Origin of the sequence: Streptomyces sp. MH60, assembly GCF_002939385.1 — a bacterium.
GTDB lineage: Bacteria > Actinomycetota > Actinomycetes > Streptomycetales > Streptomycetaceae > Streptomyces.
On record NZ_MULI01000033.1, the window covers coordinates 25001 to 44570 of the forward strand.

Genomic DNA, 19570 nt, shown 5'->3' on the forward strand with positions numbered 1-19570 from the left:
GGAGCAACCGGAATGGGTTCGGTTCGCGTAGCCATCGTCGGTGTGGGCAACTGCGCCGCATCGCTGGTGCAGGGCGTCGAGTACTACAAGGACGCCGACCCGGCGGCCAAGGTCCCCGGCCTGATGCACGTCCAGTTCGGCGACTACCACGTCAGTGACATCGAGTTCGTCGCCGCCTTCGACGTGGACGCCAAGAAGGTCGGCCTGGACCTCGCGGACGCCATCGGCGCCTCCGAGAACAACACCATCAAGATCTGCGACGTGCCGAACACCGGCGTCCAGGTCCAGCGCGGCCACACGCACGACGGTCTCGGCAAGTACTACCGCCAGACCATCGAGGAGTCCGCCGAGGCGCCGGTCGACATCGTGCAGGTCCTCAAGGACAAGCAGGTCGACGTGCTCGTCTGCTACCTGCCCGTCGGTTCCGAGGTCGCGGCGAAGTACTACGCCCAGTGCGCCATCGACGCCAAGGTCGCCTTCGTCAACGCCCTCCCGGTCTTCATCGCCGGCACCAAGGAGTGGGCGGACAAGTTCACCGAGGCCGGCGTCCCGATCGTCGGCGACGACATCAAGTCGCAGGTCGGCGCCACCATCACGCACCGCGTCATGGCGAAGCTGTTCGAGGACCGGGGCGTCGTCCTGGACCGCACGATGCAGCTGAACGTCGGCGGCAACATGGACTTCAAGAACATGCTCGAGCGCGAGCGCCTGGAGTCCAAGAAGATCTCCAAGACGCAGGCCGTCACCTCCCAGATCCCCGACCGCGACCTGGGTGCGGACAACGTCCACATCGGCCCGTCCGACTACGTCGCCTGGCTGGACGACCGCAAGTGGGCCTACGTCCGCCTCGAGGGCCGCGCCTTCGGTGACGTCCCGCTGAACCTGGAGTACAAGCTCGAGGTCTGGGACTCCCCGAACTCGGCCGGTGTCATCATCGACGCCCTGCGCGCCGCGAAGATCGCCAAGGACCGCGGCATCGGCGGCCCGATCCTGTCGGCGTCGAGCTACTTCATGAAGTCCCCGCCGGTCCAGTACTTCGACGACGAGGCCCGCGTCAACGTCGAGAAGTTCATCGCGGGCGAGGTCGAGCGCTGAGCAGTCGCTGACCCCGGTCTGCCGAGGGTCCCCGGGTCGCATGACCCGGGGACCTTTCCCGTATGTGAGGCTGTGCCCCATGGCCGTCGTCCGTGACCTGCGCGTCCTGCTGCGTCTGAAGGGGTTTCGGCGCCTGCTCGCCGTTCGTCTGCTCTCCCAGGGGGCCGACGGTGTCTACCAGGTCGCGCTCGCCACCTACGTCGTCTTCTCCCCGGAGAAACAGACCTCGCCCGCCGCGATCGCCTCCGCGATGGCGGTGCTGCTGCTTCCATACTCCCTGGTGGGTCCCTTCGCCGGGGTCCTCCTCGACCGCTGGCGCCGCCGCCAGGTCTTCCTCTACGGCAACCTGTTGCGCGCCGTGCTGGCCTCGGTGACCGCGGTGCTGATGATCGCCTCCGTCCCCGACTGGCTCTTCTACGTCTCGGCCCTCTGCGTCACGGCCGTCAACCGCTTCGTCCTCGCGGGCCTGTCCGCCGCGCTGCCCCGGGTGGTCGACGCCGAACGCCTGGTGATCGCCAACTCGCTCTCCCCGACGGCCGGCACCCTGGCCGCCACCGCGGGTGGCGGCCTCGCCTTCGTCGTACGCCTCGTGGTCTCGGACTCCGACGCCGCCGTGGTGCTGCTCGGCGCCGGCCTCTACCTGTGCGGAGCACTGGCGTCGCTGCGGATCGCCGTGGACCTGCTGGGTCCCGACCCGGCACGCGTACCGCCCAGGCTGACCTCGGCGCTCACCGGCACGGCCCGCGACCTGGTGGCGGGCGTACGTCATCTCGCCGCACCCGCCCGCCGGGAAGCGGCCTGGGCGCTCGCGGCCATGACGCTGATGCGGTTCTGCTACGGCGCCCTGCTGGTCATGCTGCTGATGCTGTGCCGGTACTCCCTGACCTCGGAGACGGAGGAGGGGCTCGCCCTGCTGGGGCTGGCGCTGGGGGTGTCCGGAGCGGGCTTCTTCGCGGCCGCGGTGGTCACCCCCTGGGCGGCGGGACGGCTGGGGCCCGGTCTCTGGATGGCCGTGTGCGCGACGGTCGCCACCGTGCTGGTACCGGCGCTGGGCCTGCCGTTCGCCACGGCGCCCCTGCTCGCCGCCGCGTTCGTGCTGGGCCTGATCACACAGGGGGCGAAGATCGCGACCGACACGGTCGTGCAGTCCTCGGTCGACGACACCTTCCGCGGACGGATCTTCTCCGTCTACGACGTGCTGTTCAACGTGGCCTTCGTCGGCGCGGCCGGGGTGGCCGCCCTCATGCTGCCGCCCGACGGCCGGTCGGTACCGCTGGTCATGACGGTCTGCGTGATCTACGGAGTGGTTGCGGCAGCTATGGCCCGGTTTGAGAGCCGACGAGTGTCACATCAGTGACACAGAGCCTCACCGGACTACAGAGTTGTCACTGGGACCCGGTAGCTTACGTGCGTCTTATCTCGCGGCATGTCCGCGACACGCACCTATTTCAGGGGGACCCCCAGTGACCACCCAGCCGCCGCCTCAGGGCAACCCGTTCGCGCAGAACCAGCCGCAGGCTCCGCAGCAGCCTCAGGGGCAGAACCCCTACGCCCAGGGGCAGCAGCCGGGCTTCCCGCAGCAGGCCGGCCAGCCCGGCTTTCCGCAGCAGGGTGCGCCGTACGCCCCTGTGCCGCCGCAGCCGGCCCGCCGCAAGCTGAGCTTCAAGACGATCAAGAACATCGTCATCGCGGTGGTCGTCGTGGGTGTCGCGGTCGGCGGTTACATCGCCAGTCGGGACGACGCCGACACGGCCGCGGTTGGCGATTGCATGCAGCGCGGCAGCACCAGCGACACCGATCCGGACCTTGAGGTCGTGGACTGCGGCGACGCGAAGGCCAAGTACGTGGTGCTGGCCAAGATTGAAGGATCCTTCTCCGCCCTCACTGCGGAGAGCAAGTGCTCGGAAGCAGCCAAGGACTTCCAGTACTCGTACACCGAGAGTGGCAGCGGCAGCGACTTCCTGCTCTGCCTGAAGGACAAGTAGGGCGCGGTCTCCCACCGCGAAGGGGCGATGTTTCACGTGAAACATCGCCCCTTCGTCTGTCCGTCACCTTCGGGTCACGACTCCTGATCGGCCCACCACTCCTTGAGCGCCGCCACCGCCGCGTCGTGCGTCATCGGCCCGTTCTCCAGACGAAGCTCCAGCATGTGCTTGTACGCCTGCCCGACGGCCGGCCCAGGGCGGATGCCGAGGATCTCCATGATCTGGTTGCCGTCCAGGTCCGGGCGGATCGAGTCCAGCTCCTCCTGCTGCTGAAGCTGCGCGATCCGTTTCTCCAGGCCGTCGTACGCACGGGAGAGAGCCGCCGCCTTGCGCTTGTTGCGCGTCGTGCAGTCCGACCGCGTCAGCTTGTGGAGACGGTCGAGCAGCGGTCCCGCGTCCCGGACATAGCGGCGGACCGCGGAGTCCGTCCACTCACCCGTGCCGTAGCCATGGAAGCGCAGATGCAGCTCGACCAGGCGTGAGACGTCCTTCACCAGCTCGTTGGAGTACTTGAGCGCGATCATGCGCTTCTTCGTCATCTTCGCCCCGACCACCTCGTGGTGGTGGAACGAGACCCTGCCGTCGTTTTCGAAGCGGCGAGTGCGCGGCTTGCCGATGTCGTGCAGCAGGGCGGCCAGGCGGAGGGTCAGGTCGGGCCCCTCGCTCTCCAGCGCCATCGCCTGCTCCAGGACGATGAGTGTGTGGTCGTAGACGTCCTTGTGCCGGTGGTGCTCGTCACGCTCCAGACGCAGGGCCGGCAGCTCGGGCAGGACCCGCGCGGCGAGGCCCGTCTCCACCAGCAGGCTCAGGCCCTTACGCGGGTGGGAGGAGAGGATGAGCTTGTTCAGCTCCTCACGGACCCGCTCGGCGGAGACGATGTCGATGCGCCCGGCCATGTCGTGCATGGCCTTGACGACCTCCGGCGCCACCTCGAAGTCGAGCTGAGCGGCGAAGCGCGCGGCCCGCATCATCCGGAGCGGGTCGTCCGAGAACGAGTCCTCGGGGGTCCCGGGAGTACGCAGAACGCGGGACGCGAGGTCGTCGAGACCGCCGTACGGGTCGATGAACGCCTTCTCCGGGAGCGCGACGGCCATCGCGTTCACCGTGAAGTCACGCCGGACGAGGTCCTCCTCGATGGAGTCGCCGTAGGACACCTCGGGCTTCCGCGAGGTGCGGTCGTACGCCTCCGACCGGTAGGTGGTCACCTCGATCTGCCAGCCGTCCTTCTGTCCCCCGACCGTGCCGAAGGCGATCCCGACCTCCCAGACCGCGTCCGCCCAGGGACGCATGATCTTCAGTACGTCCTGGGGGCGTGCGTCGGTCGTGAAGTCCAGGTCGTTGCCGAGCCGCCCGAGCAAGGCGTCCCGGACCGAACCGCCGACCAGGGCGAGCGAGAACCCGGCCTCCTGGAAGCGGCGGGCGAGATCGTCGGCGACAGGGGCGATCCGCAGCGGCTCACTCACCGTGCGGTGCTGCTCCTGGCTCAGGGCGCTGGGGCTGACTTCGTTGGCGTTCGGCACAACAGAACAGGGTACGTGGCCCGCGCGGAGACAGGCGCCTCCATAAGACGCGTACCGAATCCCCCGCTTCCGTACCGCTCCCTTTATAGGCGCACATAGCGGGAAGCCCGGCCCGGCCGCGGATCTTGTGGCGTACTCCGCGGCACTTCCCCTCGCCGCACATCGTTACCATGCGTGGACGCACATTCCGACGACCACTGATCACGACGAGGGACGGGCGAGCGCGTGGCCGAGGCGGCAGACTTCCAGGGGACCAGTGCCTCACCTGCCCGCCGGTGGCTGCGGCGCACCACGGCACTGCTCGCCGGGGCGCCGCTGCTGGCCGGCCTGGTCCAGCTGCCCGCCGCCGGGTCGGCGCACGCCGAGGAGGCGACAGCCGCCCTGGCCGACTCCGACTCGGGCTCGGTGGCCGTGGCCGTTGACTCGCTCACCCCCTCCGCGCCCACGGACGGGGACACGGTCACCGTGTCGGGCACCGTGACCAACCACGGCAAGCGGACCGTCACCGACGCCCATGTGGGCCTGCGCGTGGGCCCGCCGGTCGACACCCGCTCCTCGGTCGACGCGATCGCCAAGGACAGCGACGATCTCCAGGGGTCCATCTCCCCGGAGATCGACAACAAGTACACCGAGAAGTTCTCCGAGCTCACCCCCGGTGTCGCCGAACACTTCAACATCTCCGTGCCGGTCGACGACCTGAACCTCGGCAACGACGGTGTCTACGAATTCGCCGTCTCGCTGTCCGGTGAGACCTCCGCGCAGCCGTGGGAGCAGATCCTCGGCATCCAGCGGACCTTCCTGCCGTGGCAGCCCGACGATGCCGACACCAGGACCAAGACCACGGCGCTGTGGCCGCTCGTCTCGACGACGCACATGGCCGCCGAAACGGGACCGAACGAGGAGCAGACCCCGGTCTTCCTCAACAACGACCTGGCGAAGGAGATCTCCCCCGGCGGCCGTCTGAACCAGATGGTGACGCTGGGCAAGGACCTCGACGTCACCTGGGTGGTCGACCCGGACCTGCTGGCGTCCGTCGACGCGATGACGGGCAGCTACCGCGTCCGGAACGGGGACAAGACCACCGCCGGCACCCACCAGACGGTCGCCAAGCAGTGGCTCGCCGACCTGCAGGACGCGGTGGCCGACAAGGAGGTCGTCGCCCTCCCCTTCGCCGACCCCGACCTGGCGTCCCTGGCCCACAACGGCACGGACGTCACCGGCTCGCTGAGTCAGCTCAAGGACGCGACGGACGTCGTCGACAACACGGTCGAGCCGATCCTCCATGTGAAGCCCAACACCGACTTCGCCTGGCCCGTGGACGGCGCCGTCGACCGGTCGATCGTCAAGGTCGCCACCTCGGCGGGTGCCGACAAGGTGATCGCGCGCAGCGACAGCCTCCAGGAGACCAACGGCCTGTCCTACACACCGTCCGCCGCCCGTCCCATCGGCGGCGGCACCACGGCCGTCGTGGCGGACGCCCGGATGTCCACGGCCTTCGAGGGCGACCTGACGAGCGCGTCCGCCTCCACGCTCGCCGTGCAGCGTTTCCTCGCCCAGAGCCTCGGCCTGGGGCTCCAGACCGACAAGCAGCGCAGCGTCGTCATCGCCCCGCAGCGCATGCCCTCCGGCAGCCAGGCCCGCGCGATGGCCGAGGCGCTGCGGGCCCTCCAGAGCGGCACCTGGTCCCAGTCCCAGAAGCTGGCGGCGGCCTCCGCGGCCAAGCCGGACCCGGACGCCACCACCGCGGTTCCGGGGACCTCCTCCTACCCGTCGGCGCTGCGCAAGAAGGAGCTGCCCCGGTCGGCCTTCGTGGAGAGCGCGCGGACGCAGGACTCGTTGGACAGCTTCAAGGTCGTGCTCTCGGACCCGTCCCGGGTGGTGACCCCCTTCGGACGCGCCCTCAACCGGGAGATGTCCGTGTCCTGGCGCGGCCGGGCCGCCGAGGCGAAGTCGTTCCGCGCCGGAGTGAAGTCGTACCTCGACGGGCTGGCGGGCCGGGTCAGACTGATCGACAAGTCGGAGACGAAGCTCTCCGGCCGCAGCGCCACGATCCCGGTCACGGTGCAGAACAACCTCGTGCAGGACGTCGGCCCCTTGGTCCTGCGGCTCACCTCGACGAATCCGACCCGCCTCGAGATCGACGGCGCGGACTACGAGGAGCAGCCGATCTCGGTCTCCGGCGGCCACAGCCAGTCGGTGAAGTTCACCACGTCGGCCAAGGCCAACGGCCGGGCGACGGTGATCGCCCAGCTGTACACGAAGGACGGGCGGCCGTACGGCGAAGCGGTGACCTTCGACGTGAAGGTCACCGAGATCACGGCCACCGTGATGCTCGTCATCGGCGGCGGCGTCCTGCTGCTCGTCCTCGCCGGGTTCCGGATGTACACGCAGCGCAAGCGTGCCGCGGCCCGCGCCGCCGAGAGGGGCGAGGAGGGCGACTCCGAGGAGCCGGAGGCGTCGGAGAACTCCGAGAACGGCCCGGAGAACCCGGAGGGCCCCGAAGGACGTCTCACGGAGGAGTCCGCGGCGCCGGCCCGCGCAGGTGACCCCGAGCAGCCGAGTGACCCGACACCGGACACCGCAGCGGAAAGCACCGACCCGTCCGGCACGGGTGAGAGAGTGGACCGTTGAGGATGTCGTGGCCGGTCGGCCCGGGACGATGAGGTGGGGTAACCATGAACGCGCCGTACGACGGTGACCGCGGTCAGGCCGTGGACGGCTCGGGTCACCCCCAGGGCCCGCCGCCGGACCCCGGACAGACGCCACCGCAGCAGCCGGACATGTACCTCCAGGACGCCTACGACCAGGACCCCTACCGGGCGCAGGACCTCTCCGCCCAGGACCCGGTCTCCGAGGCGCTCTACGACCGCGCCGCGCATCCCCCTCCGCCCCCGGGCACCTACCCGCCGCAGCAGCCGCTGTACTCCCAGCCCTCGCAGTCGCCCTACGCCCCCGACCCCCGTGTCTGGGCCCCGACCCCGGCCCCCGAACCGGAGGGGCCGACGCAGTACCTGCCGTACGGCGACGATCCGCGGACCACCCAGTTCGTGGGCGTCGACGACCTGGTCGGCCAGGCCGGTGACCAGCGTCACGAGCCGGACGCCTTCGCGCACCTCTTCCGCGACCAGCAGCAGGGCGGCGGCCACCCCTCGTACGACGACCAGGCGGCCGTGCCCGCCCCGGCCCCGGAGCCGGGACCGTACGGCGGTGGGGCGGGGCCGGGTCAGTACGGCACGACGCCGGCCCCGGGACCGTACGGCGGGCAGCAGGGTCCCGGCCAGTACGGGAACACTCCGGCGCACGGACAGTACGGCGGTCCCGCCCCGGCGCAGGGACAGTACGGGAGCCCCGCGGCGCACGGACAGCACGCGGCGCCCGCGCCCGGCCAGTACGCGGTGGCACCCACGCCCGAGGCGGCCGAGGCACCCCTTCAGGAGCCCGAGCCCGCCCCTGCGGCCGCCCCGGCCGCGCCCAAGAAGGGCGGGCGCGCGGGTGGCCTGCTGAAGTCGAGCGCCGTGATGGCGGCGGGCACGATGGTGTCGCGGCTGACCGGGTTCGTCCGGTCCGCGATGATCGTTTCCGCACTGGGCCTCGCCCTGCTGGGCGAGTCCTTCCAGATCGCCTACCAGCTGCCGACGATGATCTACATCCTCACCGTCGGCGGCGGCCTCAACTCGGTCTTCGTTCCCCAGCTCGTCCGCGCCATGAAGGACGACGACGACGGTGGCGAGGCCTACGCCAACCGACTGCTGACCCTGGTCATGGTGGCCCTCGGCCTCCTCACCGCGCTGGGCATGCTGGCGGCACCACTGCTGGTGCGCGCGCTGTCGAACCCGGTCGCCTCGGACCCCGCGGCCAACGAGACGGCCGTCACCTTCACCCGGTACTTCCTGCCGTCCATCTTCTTCATGGGCGTCCACGTCGTGATGGGGCAGATCCTCAACGCCCGTGGACGGTTCGGCGCGATGATGTGGACCCCGGTCCTGAACAACATCGTCATCATCGTGACCCTCGGTATGTTCCTCTGGGTCTACGGCACGGCCGCCGACTCCGGGATGACGGTCGCGACCATCCCGCCGGAGGGCAAGCAGCTCCTGGGCATCGGCATCCTGCTCGGCCTCGTCGTCCAGGCCCTGGCGATGATCCCGTACCTGCGCGAGACCGGGTTCAGGCTCCGGCTGCGATTCGACTGGAGGGGCCACGGGCTCGGCAAGGCCGCGATGCTCGCCAAGTGGACGATCCTGTTCGTCCTCGCCAACCAGGCGGGCGCCCTGGTCGTCATCCAGCTCGCCACGGCGTCGGTCACGGACACCGACCTCGCCGGCACCGGTTACAGCGCCTACGCCAACGCCCAGCTCATCTGGGGCCTGCCGCAGGCCATCATCACCGTCTCACTGATGGCTGCCCTGCTCCCCCGCATCTCCCGCTCGGCGTCCGAGGAGGACGGGGGAGCAGTTCGCGACGACATCTCGCAGGGCTTGCGCACGACTGCCGTCGCCATCGTGCCGGTCTCCTTCGGCTTCGTCGCACTCGGCATCCCGATGTGCACGCTGATCTTCGGGTCCTCGGGCACGGGCGCGGCCACCAACATGGGCTACATGCTGATGGCCTTCGGCCTCGGTCTCATCCCGTACTCCGTGCAGTACGTCGTCCTGCGCGCCTTCTACGCCTACGAGGACACCCGGACGCCCTTCTACAACACCGTCATCGTGGCCGTGGTCAACGCCGCCGCCTCGGGCCTGTGTTACCTCCTGCTGCCCTCCCGCTGGGCCGTCGTCGGCATGGCGGCCAGCTACGGCTTGGCCTATGTGATCGGCGTGGGCATCGCCTGGCGCAGGCTGCGCACGCGGCTCGGCGGGGACCTGGACGGCGCCCGGGTGCTGCGGACCTACGCCCGGCTGTGCATCGCGTCCGTCCCGGCCGCCCTGCTCGGTGGCGCCGCCTGCTACGCGATCAGCCGCGAGCTCGGCCAGGGCGTCGTGGGTTCGTTCGCCGCGCTGCTGGCCGGCGGAGTGCTCCTCTTCGGTGTCTTCTTCGTCGCCGCCCGCCGCATGCGCATCGAGGAAGTCAACTCTCTGGTCGGCATGGTGCGCGGACGCCTGGGACGCTGAGAGCCGGGGTAGGCGCACAACCATCGTCCGCCGCCGTGTGTCGTGCATAGCGGCGGACTGTGGGCACAATTGGGTTCGGCGTCGGACGCGCGGATCGGGAGTCGGCCGACGCGCACGGAATGGGGAGGCAGGAACGACGGTGGCGGAACGGAGCACAGCTGCCGTCGACGTGGCAGACAACAGCGGCGATGAGCCGCTGACCGCACAGGCGGACCAGTCCACGGCCGACGGGGTGGCCAACAACCGGGAGCGGGACACGGACAGCGACGAGGCACAGGGGAACCCCACGAGCGAGGAATCCGGCAAGGCCTCGCCTCCCGAACTGCACAGCGGGCACAAGCTCGCCAGACGCTACCGTCTCGAAGAGTGCGTCACCCGTCTGGACGGCTTCAGCAGCTGGCGGGCCGTCGACGAGAAGCTGCGCCGCGCCGTCGGAGTCCACCTCCTTCCGGCGGACCACGCGCGAGCCCGGTCCGTACTGGCGTCGGCACGCTCGTCCGCCCTGCTCGGCGACCCCCGCTTCGTTCAGGTACTGGATGCCGTCGAGGACAACGACCTCGTCTACGTCGTGCACGAGTGGCTCCCCGATGCCACCGAGCTGACCGCGCTCCTCGCCTCCGGGCCGCTGGAGGTGTACGACGCCTACCAGATGGTCAGTCAGGTGGCGTCGGCCATGGCGGCCGCCCACCGCGAGGGCCTCGCCCATCTGCGCCTGAACCCCAACGCGGTACTGCGTACGTCGACGGGCCAGTGGCGGATCCGCGGACTCGCCGTCAACGCCGCACTGCGCGGCATCAGTTCCGACACTCCGCAGCGCACCGACACCGAGGCCATCGGCGCCCTGCTGTACGCCACGCTCACCCAGCGCTGGCCGTACGAGAGCGACGCGTACGGTCTGGCGGGTCTGCCCAAGGACATCGGGCTGATCCCGCCGGACCAGGTGCGGGCCGGTGTCCACCGCGGCCTGTCCGAACTGGCGATGCGAGCGCTCGCCAACGACGGCGCCACCGCTTCCCGTCACGAGTCCCCGTGCACCACGCCGGAAGAACTGGTGAAGGCGATCGGCGAGATGCCGCGCATCCGCCCGCCGGAGCCGGCGTACACCGCCCCGCCCCAGTACCAGCGCACGGCCTACCAGCAGGGCCCCTACGGCCGTCCGGCACCGCACCCCGGTGTCACCCAGCCCGTGCCGACACCGCCGCCCCCACTGCAGAGCCGTACCGGCAAGGCACTCAAGTGGAGCGTGTCGGCCCTGCTGATCGCCGCGCTCGGCCTCGGCAGCTGGCAGCTCGCGGACGCCCTCATGGAACGGGGCGGCAAGGCCGACAACCCGAACCAGACCCAGACGGTGGACGGCGGGGACAAGAACAACGAGCAGACCAGTCCGGTCAAGCCGATCAGCGTTCAGGGAGCCCAGGAGTATGTCGCCAGCGGCAGCGCCCAGGCGCCGCAGGACGTGACCAACACCTACGACGCCGACGCCTCCACCTTCTGGCGCACGAAGAAGTACACCGATGGTCCGAAGCTCGCGCCGTACAAGCCCGGAGTCGGCATCGTCTACGACCTCGGCTCGCCGCAGGACGTCTCGACGGCGTCGATAGGGCTCCGGTACACAGGCGATCACACAACCGTGCACTTCTATGCCACCGATTCGCTGTCGCCCTCGACCGGAGTCGACGGCATGACGGAGATCGCCAGTGCCACCACGACCGGCTCCTCACTCACGGCGAAGGCGTCGAAGCCCGTCAAGACGCGGTACGTCCTGCTGTGGATGACCGACGTCCCGAACGCGCCGTCCGACGGCTACAGCGGTGCCGGCTACAAGCAGGCGATCACCGACGTGACCTTCAAGGGCTGAGGGTCCTCCGAGGAAAGGGGGAGGAGGCCGATGGCAGATGACACCGCGCACGACGGCATCAGCGATCAAGCCCTCCTCGCCCGCCACGTCGAGGGCGACCCCGACGCCTTCGGCGAGCTCGTGCGGCGTCACCGCGACCGTCTCTGGGCCGTGGCCCTGCGGACGCTGGGGGATCGCGAGGAGGCCGCTGACGCCGTCCAGGACGCGCTCGTCTCCGCCTACCGGGCCGCGCACACCTTCCGCGGACAGGCGGCCGTCACGACCTGGCTGCACCGGATCACGGTGAACGCCTGTCTGGACCGAGTCCGCAAGGCCGCCTCCCGGAAGACCGCGCCCGTCGACGACACCGAGCGCCTGGAGCAGCTTCTGGAGCCGCACGAGTCGGCCTCCGCTCCCGCCGAGCGCAATGATCTGCACCGCCAGCTGCTGGAGGCCCTGGACACGCTGCCGGTCGACCAGCGGGCCGCTCTCGTGCTCGTCGACATGCAGGGCTACCCCGTCGCGGAGGCCGCCCGTGTCCTCGACGTACCGGCCGGAACGATCAAGAGCCGGTGCGCCCGGGGCAGAGCCCGGCTCCTGCCGCTGCTCACCCACCTGCGCCCGGACGGCAGCGGCGAGGGCAGGAAGCCCGGCTCGGAACGGAACCGGACGCAGGGGGCATCCGTCCCACCCGCAGCAGGACCGTCGGAAGCAACGCCGTCGGAGGCCGGGCCGAGCGATTCAACCGCAGTGAAGGGCGGAGGTGGACGAGCATGACGTCGTCGACGACAGACATGACCGGTCACCCTGACGTCGCGGAGATCGCCGACCTCGCCGAAGGCATCCTGCCGTCCGCACGGACCGCCGACGTACGACAGCACCTGGAGAACTGCGCGCTCTGCGCGGACGTCTACGCGTCGCTGGGGGAGATCCAGGGTTTGCTCGGCGCCCTGCCGTCCCCCGACCGCATGCCGGACGACGTGGCCGCCCGTATCGACGCCGCCCTGGCAGCCGAGACTCTGCCGGGTGTCCCCGACGGTGCGCGTGTTTCACGTGAAACATCGGCATCGGTCGACCGACCCGTCGGGCAGGCTCGCTCTTCCTCCACCGGCCCCGGCCGCAAGGACCGCCGCCGGGGCGGGCGGCGACGGATCGCTGTACTCGGTGCCGTGGCCGCCGCGGCCGCCATCGGAATCGGCTCGGTCATCGTGTCCTCCCTCACTGGTGAGAACCCTTCCGGCAACACCGCCCATGAGCAGCAGACCGCAGTCGCGGACACCTTCTCCGAGGACCGACTCAAGGACAAGGTCACCAACCTCATCGCGGACGGGGGCACCCAGAACGGGTCCCGTACACCGCGCAGCTTCGGCATGGAGTCCGAGAACGGTGGCGAGACCACCGAGAACCATGTCTTCAAGCAGCCGACCGTTCCAGAGTGCGTCCAGAACGGGATCGGCCGCGACGACGCGGCGATCGCCACGGAGCCGGGCGTCTACCAGGGCAAGGAAGCACTGCTGGTGGTACTGCCCGACGTCGCCCACGACACCCGGGTCACCGCCTACATCGTCGAGGCGGCGTGTGTGGATCAGCCCGCGGTCGGCAAGGCCAAGATCCTTCTGAAGCACTCCTACGCACGTCCGTAGCGTTCGGACGTTCCACCCCGCCACGTGGCCCGGTCCGGACGCCGTGTGCCCGGGCACAGCGGGAATGCGCGCCCCGTAGGATCCGTTAGGTGGGGTGAGAGTTCCGAGTGCAGCTCCACCCGGCCCTGAAGACGCAGTCCAGAGACGAGGAATGAAGCCGTGAGCGACGTCCGAAACGTGATCATCATCGGCTCCGGGCCCGCCGGCTACACGGCGGCGCTCTACACCGCGCGAGCGTCGCTGAAGCCGCTGGTGTTCGAGGGTGCCGTCACCGCGGGCGGAGCGCTGATGAACACCACCGAGGTGGAGAACTTCCCCGGCTTCCAGGACGGCATCATGGGCCCCGAGCTCATGGACAACATGCGGGCCCAGGCGGAGCGCTTCGGTGCCGAGCTGATCCCGGACGACGTCGTGGCCGTCGACCTCAGCGGTGAGATCAAGACCGTCACCGACACCGCGGGAACGGTCCACCGGGCCAAGGCCGTCATCGTCACCACCGGTTCTCAGCACCGCAAGCTCGGCCTGCCGAACGAGGACGCACTGTCGGGTCGCGGTGTCTCCTGGTGCGCGACCTGTGACGGCTTCTTCTTCAAGGACCAGGACATCGCCGTGATCGGCGGAGGCGACACCGCGATGGAGGAGGCCACGTTCCTCTCCCGCTTCGCGAAGTCCGTGACGATCGTCCACCGCCGGGACACCCTGCGCGCCTCCAAGGCGATGCAGGAGCGTGCCTTCGCCGACCCGAAGATCACGTTCGTCTGGGACAGCGAGGTCGCCGAGGTCCAGGGCGAGCAGAAGCTGGCGGGTCTGAAGCTGCGCAACGTCAAGACCGGCGAACTCTCTGATCTTCCGGTGACCGGCCTGTTCATCGCGATCGGCCACGACCCGCGCACCGAGCTCTTCAAGGGCCAGCTCGACCTGGACCCGGAGGGCTACCTGAAGGTCGACGCGCCCTCGACCCGCACCAACCTGACGGGTGTCTTCGGGGCCGGTGACGTGGTCGACCACACCTACCGACAGGCGATCACCGCTGCGGGCACCGGCTGCTCCGCCGCTCTCGACGCCGAGCGTTACCTCGCCGCCCTCAGTGACGAGGACAAGGCGGAGCCCGAGAAGACCGCCGTCTGACCACCCCATCCCCCGCACCAACCATTTAAGGAGCCCGCCGTGGCCGGCACCCTGAAGCATGTGACCGACGACTCCTTCGAGCAGGACGTCCTCAAGAACGACAAGCCCGTCCTGGTGGACTTCTGGGCCGCCTGGTGCGGTCCGTGCCGCCAGATCGCGCCGTCCCTCGAAGCGATTGCCGCCGAGTACGGCGACAAGATCGAGATCGTCAAGCTGAACATCGACGAGAACCCGGGTACGGCTGCCAAGTACGGCGTCATGTCTATCCCGACCCTGAACGTCTACCAGGGCGGCGAGGTCGCCAAGACCATCGTCGGTGCGAAGCCGAAGGCCGCGATCGTCCGCGACCTTGAGGACTTCATCGCCGACTGACGATCGACGACTGACGTTTCACGTGAAACACGAATGGGCCGACCCGACCGGGTCGGCCCATTCGGATTACTGCCCTCTCCGGTGCCGTCACTACAGCGGACGCAACGCCGGTTCCTTCTGAACGGCACCCAGCAGGCGGTCCAGCGCCATCTCCACGTCTTCCTTCCAGGACAGCGTGGACCGCAGATCCAGCCGCAGTCGCGGATGCCGGGCATGCGGCCGGACCGTCTTGAAACCCACCGCCAGGAGATGGTCCGCCGGCAGGACACAGGCAGGCTCCTTCCAGCGAGCGTCACCGAACGCCTCGATCGCTTTGAAGCCACGGCGCAGGAGATCCTTGGCGACCGTCTGAACCATCACCCGGCCCAGACCCTGGCCCTGGTACCCCGGCATCACGAACGCCGTCATCAGCTGGACCGCGTCGGGAGAGACCGGACTGGTGGGGAAAGCTGCCGAGCGCGGTACATACGCAGGGGGAGCGTAGAGAACGAAACCCACCGGGACGTCATCGACGTAGACCACCCGGCCGCAGGATCCCCAGTCCAGCAGAACGGCGGAGATCCAGGATTCCTTCTCCAGGGCCGGCGTGCCCGCCCTTACCGCGGCCTCGCCACTGACGGGGTCCAGTTCCCAGAAGACGCACGAGCGACAGCGTTGGGGAAGGTCCTGAAGGTTGTCCAGCGTGAGCGGTACGAGCCGGCGCCCCATGAAGGCTGTTCCTCGCTTCCTTCCCCTGCCGCGTCGCGGGCGGCTGTCAGAGCGCTCCGTTCCCTGAGCAGGCTGCCGATGAACCCACCGACCGCGCCCAGCCCCAAGCCCGCGCTCACCAATTCGGTACGGCTCATCGTTCGCATGGCCCCTGCCTTCCTCTCAGAGGTACTGCCAGGTGACAACGCCATCTCGATCGCATCGTATCCACGATGCGGTGGCCCCGACACCGACGCAAAGCAAAGGGCGGGCCGTGTTCCGGTATGCACCGGACACGGCCCGCCCTTGAGACTGCCGAAGCACCCTTGAGTGCTCCCTCTACCAGGACATCAGGACCCGGACATCAGGACTCGACGTCCCCGTCCTCGTCCTCGCCCTCCAGGAGCCCCTTCTGCAGTACCGGGCCTTCGCCGGGGGCGAGACTTCCGAGGATCCGCTCAAGGTCCTCCATGGAGGCGAACTCGACGGTGATCTTGCCCTTCTTCTGTCCCAGGTCCACCTTCACGCGCGTCTCAAAGCGGTCCGAGAGCCGCGTCGCCAGGTCAGAGAGCGCCGGGGACACCAGAGAGCCGGCCCTCGGGCCCTTGGCCCGCTGCGGTTTCTGCGGCCGTGAACCCATCAGGGTCACGATCTCCTCGACCGACCGCACCGAGAGCCCTTCGGCCACGATGCGATGCGCCAGCCGGTCCTGCTCCTCCGGGTCGTCCACGGACAGCAAGGCTCGCGCATGCCCCGCGGAGAGTACGCCTGCCGCCACCCGGTTCTGCACCTTCGGGGAGAGCTTCAGCAGACGCAGCGTGTTGGACACCTGCGGGCGGGAGCGACCGATGCGGTCAGCCAGCTGGTCGTGCGTGCAGTTGAAGTCCTTCAGCAGCTGGTCGTAGGCGAACGCCTCCTCCAGCGGGTTCAGCTGAGCGCGGTGCAGGTTCTCCAGGAGTGCGTCCAGGAGGAGCTTCTCGTCCTCCGTCGCCCGCACGATCGCCGGGATGGCGTCCAGCTCCAGCTCGCGGCAGGCACGGAAGCGGCGCTCACCCATGATGAGCTCATAGCGCCCGGGCTCCGTCGGCCGGACGACAACCGGCTGGAGGAGACCGACCTCCCTGATGGAGGTGACGAGCTCGGCCAGCGCGTCGTCGTCGAAGTCCTTGCGCGGCTGCTTCGGGTTCGGCGTGATGGCGTCGAGGGGAACCTCGGCGAAGTGCGCCCCCATGGGCGGCCGGAGTCCGTCCATGCCCGACGCTGCGATCGGCTCTTCTGTTTCACGTGAAACATGCGCCAGCGTGGCCACCTTCGCCGCGGCCACTCCGCGCTCGTTCGGCAGCAGCGGCATCGTCCCGGGGGACGCGGAGGCCGCGGTACCCAACGCCGCCGAGGCAACCGACTTCTCGGTCGGGGCGTTGGGGATCAGTGCGCCCAGACCACGGCCCAACCCCCTCCGTCGCTCACTCACTGGATCCCCTCCACCATGCTCGGATCATTCTGGGCGCCGAGGTGAGCGTGGGTGGCGTCGTAGTTGACGCCCACGCCCTTCAGCGCGATCTCACGGGCCGCCTCCAGATAGGAGAGGGCTCCACTTGATCCTGGATCGTAGGTCAGTACCGTCTGCCCGTAGCTCGGGGCCTCGGAGATACGGACCGAGCGAGGGATGCTCGTCCGGAGCACCTCCTCGCCGAAGTGACTGCGCACCTCATCAGCGACCTGCGACGCGAGCCGCGTCCGCCCGTCGTACATGGTGAGGAGAATCGTCGACACATGCAGCGTGGGGTTGAGATGTCCACGTACCAGGTCGACGTTGCGCAGCAGCTGTCCCAGTCCTTCCAGGGCGTAGTACTCGCACTGGATCGGGATCAGCACCTCCTGGCCCGCGACGAGAGCATTGACGGTCAGCAGGCCCAGAGAGGGCGGGCAGTCGATGAGGATGTAGTCCAGCGGCTGTTCGTATGCCGTGATCGCCCGCTGGAGACGGCTCTCGCGTGCGACCAGAGAGACCAGTTCGATCTCCGCACCGGCGAGATCGATCGTGGCAGGCGCACAGAACAAGCCCTCGACATCGGGGACCGGCTGGACCACTTCCGATAGCGGTCGGCTCTCGACCAGCACGTCGTAGATGGAGGGGACATCGGCGTGATGGTCGATGCCCAGCGCGGTAGAGGCGTTGCCCTGCGGGTCGAGGTCGACGACCAGGACTCTCGCGCCGTGCAGGGCGAGTGACGCGGCAAGATTGACGGTCGTCGTCGTCTTGCCCACACCGCCCTTCTGGTTGGCCACGACCATGACCCGGGTCTGCTCGGGTCGCGGCAGCCCCTCGCCGGCGCGGCCCAGAGCCTCGACGGCGAGTTGGGCAGCACGACCGATCGGAGTGTCGTCCATCGGAGGCGGTGTTTCACGTGAAACATCCGCTCCCATCGACTCGGTACGGGGACCGGGGACCGGATCGGTCATCGGTCCCGCGATATTGGCGTCGGACCGCAAGGATTCACTCTCCTCGACTTCAGGCTCGCAATGAACAGAGCCTCCCATGCCTTCGGGGTCATGAACCAGTGAGGCCTGGTCTTCTGTGGAGAAATCCACCTCTGTGGACAACTCCGTACCCTCTCTGAGCGACCCGAGAGGCTTTCGATCGCGGGGGTCGGCCGCGGCGCGGCCGCGACTGATGATGCCGTGCAGCAGTGAGCGACGTTTCACGTGAAACACGATGCACAGCTGCCGATGCCGAACTGCCGCGACACTCCGGCATGCGGAGGCAGGGCAGCTTGTGTGGAGTACGGCGGACCATCACGGCAACCATGAACCGCCTCGGGCCGCTATCCGCGACGTCGGCGCGTCCGTCCGGTCCGGGCGGCCTTGGCCCGCTTGGCGGCGAAGCGCACGCCACCGGGGCTCTCGCCGACCTCGACCCGCACCACGGTGGACATCGGGTCAACGACACCCTCTCCGACGTGAAGGATGGACGTCTCCTCCGCACCGAGCTTGCTCAGCGCCGCGGTCGCCGCCTTCAGCTCCTCCTCGGCCGCGTCGCCCTTGAGGGCGAGCATCTCGCCGTACGGGCGCAGCAGCGGGATGCCCCAGGCGGCGAGACGGTCCAAGGGAGCAACGGCGCGTGCCGTCACCACGTGCACCGGCGGCAGCTTGCCCATGACCTCCTCGGCCCGGCCCCGCACAACGGTCACATGGTCCAGGCCCAGCAGCTCCACGACCTCGGTCAGGAAGTTCGTGCGGCGCAGCAGCGGCTCGAGAAGGGTGATCTTCAGATCCTCGCGTACCAGTGCCAGCGGGATCCCGGGCAGGCCGGCGCCCGAGCCGACGTCGCACACCGTCACTCCCTCGGGCACGACCTCGGAGAGCACCGCGCAGTTCAGCAGGTGCCGCTCCCAGAGCCGGGGCACTTCACGCGGACCGATCAGCCCGCGCTTCACCCCCGCCTCGGCGAGCAGTTCCGCATAGCGGACCGCGTCCGCGTAGCGATCACCGAACACGTCACGTGCCTGCTCGGGTACAGGGGGGAGCTCCGCTGCCTCCGACACGGGGACCGTCCTTCCGTACGGCACCGACGCACCGGGCGTCGGTACCAGAACCACCAGAACTATCAGGCTGACAAAATTCGGCCCCGCCTGCGCAACAGACGGGGCCGGAGAACGAGAGAACCGATCAGGCGGGAAGCACGACGACGAAGCGCTCAGGCTCCTCGCCCTCGGACTCACTGCGCAGTCCGGCGGCCTTGACCGCGTCGTGCACGACCTTGCGCTCGAAGGGCGACATCGGCTTCAGCCGCACGGACTCGCCGCTGCTCCTGACCTCGGCCGCGGCCTTGGCGCCCAGCTCGGACAGCTCAGCGCGCTTGTCGGCGCGGTAACCCGCGATGTCGAGCATCAGCCGGCTGCGGTCGCCGGTCTCCCGGTGCACGGCGAGACGGGTGAGCTCCTGCAGAGCCTCCAGCACCTCACCGTCCCGGCCGACCAACTTCTGCAGGTCCCTGCTCTGGCTGTCGCTGATGATCGAGACGGAGGCACGGTCGGCCTCGACGTCCATGTCGATGTCGCCGTCGAGGTCGGCGATGTCGAGCAAACCCTCCAGGTAGTCCGCGGCGATCTCGCCCTCCTGCTCGAGGCGGGTGAGGGTGTCTGCACCCTCGGCAGCGGCGGAGGTGGTGCCTTCCGTCACGGGATGGACT

Annotated in this window: 16 protein-coding genes; 10 read left to right on the plus strand and 6 right to left on the minus strand. The window is 69.1% G+C overall.

Translation table 11 applies throughout. From position 1 onward, the window contains the following. Positions 1-12: 12 nt before the first annotated feature. The 3 genes from BZZ08_RS20900 to BZZ08_RS20910 all read left to right on the plus strand — a co-directional run bounded on the left by BZZ08_RS20900 (position 13) and on the right by BZZ08_RS20910 (position 3080). Entirely contained in the window at positions 13-1095 is a 1083-nt protein-coding gene (locus BZZ08_RS20900) for an inositol-3-phosphate synthase (RefSeq protein WP_104633785.1), read from the plus strand. Positions 1096-1174: 79 nt separating this feature from the next. Further along, a complete protein-coding gene (locus BZZ08_RS20905) occupies positions 1175-2452 on the plus strand; it encodes an MFS transporter (RefSeq protein ID WP_104633786.1) in 1278 nt (425 codons plus the stop codon). 106 nt (positions 2453-2558) lie between these two features. Beyond that, positions 2559-3080: an LppU/SCO3897 family protein gene (locus tag BZZ08_RS20910; RefSeq protein ID WP_241965523.1), complete on the plus strand. Its 522-nt coding sequence runs from the start codon at positions 2559-2561 to the stop codon at positions 3078-3080. 74 nt (positions 3081-3154) lie between these two features. On the opposite strand, the gene BZZ08_RS20915 is transcribed toward BZZ08_RS20910, so the two are convergent. Next, positions 3155-4600, minus strand: coding sequence for a CCA tRNA nucleotidyltransferase (locus tag BZZ08_RS20915; RefSeq protein ID WP_104633787.1), 1446 nt, complete (start codon positions 4598-4600; stop codon positions 3155-3157). Positions 4601-4825: 225 nt separating this feature from the next. Here BZZ08_RS20915 and BZZ08_RS20920 point away from each other — a divergent pair, with 225 nt between their 5' ends. The 7 genes from BZZ08_RS20920 to trxA all read left to right on the plus strand — a co-directional run bounded on the left by BZZ08_RS20920 (position 4826) and on the right by trxA (position 14691). Then, positions 4826-7231, plus strand: a complete 2406-nt coding sequence (locus BZZ08_RS20920) for a DUF6049 family protein (RefSeq protein ID WP_104633788.1) — start codon at positions 4826-4828, stop codon at positions 7229-7231. 44 nt (positions 7232-7275) lie between these two features. After that, a complete protein-coding gene (murJ, locus tag BZZ08_RS20925) occupies positions 7276-9711 on the plus strand; it encodes a murein biosynthesis integral membrane protein MurJ (RefSeq protein ID WP_104633789.1) in 2436 nt (811 codons plus the stop codon). Positions 9712-9850: 139 nt separating this feature from the next. Continuing rightward, complete coding sequence (locus BZZ08_RS20930; protein ID WP_104633790.1) at positions 9851-11569, plus strand: protein kinase family protein; 1719 nt, start codon at positions 9851-9853, stop codon at positions 11567-11569. 30 nt (positions 11570-11599) lie between these two features. Continuing rightward, complete coding sequence (sigM, locus tag BZZ08_RS20935) at positions 11600-12325, plus strand: RNA polymerase sigma factor SigM (protein WP_104633791.1); 726 nt, start codon at positions 11600-11602, stop codon at positions 12323-12325. Further along, entirely contained in the window at positions 12322-13191 is an 870-nt protein-coding gene (locus BZZ08_RS20940) for an anti-sigma factor family protein (RefSeq protein WP_198601599.1), read from the plus strand. Before sigM ends, BZZ08_RS20940 begins: the two co-directional genes overlap by 4 nt. 159 nt (positions 13192-13350) lie before the next feature. After that, positions 13351-14319, plus strand: coding sequence for a thioredoxin-disulfide reductase (trxB, locus tag BZZ08_RS20945; protein WP_104633793.1), 969 nt, complete (start codon positions 13351-13353; stop codon positions 14317-14319). A 39-nt stretch (positions 14320-14358) separates the two neighbouring features. Beyond that, positions 14359-14691, plus strand: coding sequence for a thioredoxin (gene trxA, locus BZZ08_RS20950; RefSeq protein WP_003975042.1), 333 nt, complete (start codon positions 14359-14361; stop codon positions 14689-14691). Between the two features lie 90 nt (positions 14692-14781). On the opposite strand, the gene BZZ08_RS20955 is transcribed toward trxA, so the two are convergent. From BZZ08_RS20955 to BZZ08_RS20975, 5 genes are all read right to left on the minus strand, one after another. Continuing rightward, complete coding sequence (locus BZZ08_RS20955; protein ID WP_104633794.1) at positions 14782-15399, minus strand: GNAT family N-acetyltransferase; 618 nt, start codon at positions 15397-15399, stop codon at positions 14782-14784. 343 nt (positions 15400-15742) lie between these two features. After that, complete coding sequence (locus BZZ08_RS20960; RefSeq protein WP_104633795.1) at positions 15743-16849, minus strand: ParB/RepB/Spo0J family partition protein; 1107 nt, start codon at positions 16847-16849, stop codon at positions 15743-15745. Continuing rightward, on the minus strand, positions 16846-17919 hold the full coding sequence (locus tag BZZ08_RS20965; protein WP_161379662.1) for a ParA family protein: 1074 nt from the start codon (positions 17917-17919) through the stop codon (positions 16846-16848). Before BZZ08_RS20965 ends, BZZ08_RS20960 begins: the two co-directional genes overlap by 4 nt. Before the next feature lie 284 nt (positions 17920-18203). Further along, complete coding sequence (gene rsmG, locus BZZ08_RS20970) at positions 18204-18923, minus strand: 16S rRNA (guanine(527)-N(7))-methyltransferase RsmG (protein ID WP_104633796.1); 720 nt, start codon at positions 18921-18923, stop codon at positions 18204-18206. A gap of 124 nt (positions 18924-19047) precedes the next feature. Beyond that, positions 19048-19560: a Jag family protein gene (locus tag BZZ08_RS20975; protein ID WP_104633797.1), complete on the minus strand. Its 513-nt coding sequence runs from the start codon at positions 19558-19560 to the stop codon at positions 19048-19050. Between the last annotated feature and the right edge of the window lie 10 nt (positions 19561-19570).

Coding starts and splice junctions, on each gene's coding strand:
- murJ (WP_104633789.1), top strand. CDS start 7,276: ATGAACGCGCCGTACGACGGTGACCGCGGTCAGGCCGTGGACGGCTCG.
- sigM (WP_104633791.1), top strand. CDS start 11,600: ATGGCAGATGACACCGCGCACGACGGCATCAGCGATCAAGCCCTCCTC.
- BZZ08_RS20965 (WP_161379662.1), bottom strand. CDS start 17,919: ATGGGAGGCTCTGTTCATTGCGAGCCTGAAGTCGAGGAGAGTGAATCC.
- BZZ08_RS20905 (WP_104633786.1), top strand. CDS start 1,175: ATGGCCGTCGTCCGTGACCTGCGCGTCCTGCTGCGTCTGAAGGGGTTT.
- BZZ08_RS20940 (WP_198601599.1), top strand. CDS start 12,322: ATGACGTCGTCGACGACAGACATGACCGGTCACCCTGACGTCGCGGAG.
- BZZ08_RS20955 (WP_104633794.1), bottom strand. CDS start 15,399: ATGGGGCGCCGGCTCGTACCGCTCACGCTGGACAACCTTCAGGACCTT.
- BZZ08_RS20900 (WP_104633785.1), top strand. CDS start 13: ATGGGTTCGGTTCGCGTAGCCATCGTCGGTGTGGGCAACTGCGCCGCA.